The sequence below is a fragment of the Mesorhizobium sp. M7A.F.Ca.CA.004.06.1.1 genome, assembly GCF_003999135.1.
Taxonomy (GTDB): Bacteria; Pseudomonadota; Alphaproteobacteria; order Rhizobiales; family Rhizobiaceae; genus Mesorhizobium.
In genome coordinates, this window is the sequence record NZ_RZPQ01001326.1 from 1 (window position 1) to 731 (window position 731).

Annotated in this window: 1 pseudogene; it reads right to left on the bottom strand. The window is 65.7% G+C overall.

Annotated features, from left to right (window positions below):
* Window positions 1-731: pseudogene (locus tag EN906_RS36100) on the bottom strand (AsmA protein); the annotation flags it as partial.

The following is a 731-nucleotide window of genomic DNA, read 5'->3' on the forward strand; positions in this document are numbered from 1 at the left end:
CCCTTGTTGGTTTCTTCCTTGTCGGCAAGAAAGGCGGAATCGCCGAACAGCGCCACCGCCATCGGATCGAGGTCGAGTTCGTCGAGCATCAGCGCCCCGGCCAGATGCGGCACGCCGGCCTTGCCGTCGACCCCCTCCTTTACATCGATATTGACGTCGCCGGACACCGCCGCTTCGTTGATAGCGCCGTTGAGTTCGTCCAGCACCAGCAGACCGTTGCCATAATCGCCCTGCGCCGAGAACGACGTCGACATGCCCGCCCCCATGCCCGGCAGGCCGATACCTGTCGTCATCAGCCATGGCTCGATGTCGGCGGCGTCGAGGCTGAGCTTGCCCTTGGCGGCGAAGCCTTGCGGCGTATCGGCGATCGTCCCCTCGAAACCCGCCTTGAAGTCGTTGCCGGCAAGGCTGAAATTCGTCGTCAGGCCGCCGCCGAGCGTACCCTTGGCCTGAATGTCGGTGCTCGCCTCGCCCAGCATGCCGAGCGGCAGTGCCGGCAGGCCGTAGAGGGCCAGCAGCGTGGTGGCATCAGGGTTTTTGGCATTGAAGGTAAGCGCCACCGGCGCTTCGAGAAGCTTGTCCACCGCCCCCTTTCCCGACAGCGATGCGGAAAAGGCCGAGCCGCCGGCCTTGCCTTGTCCGCTCACCGCCAGGCCCGTGGTGCCGTCGCCATTGTCGGCCGCACTCGCCACGAGGTCGACACGCGCATCCTGGAACAGCTCGGGATAGGC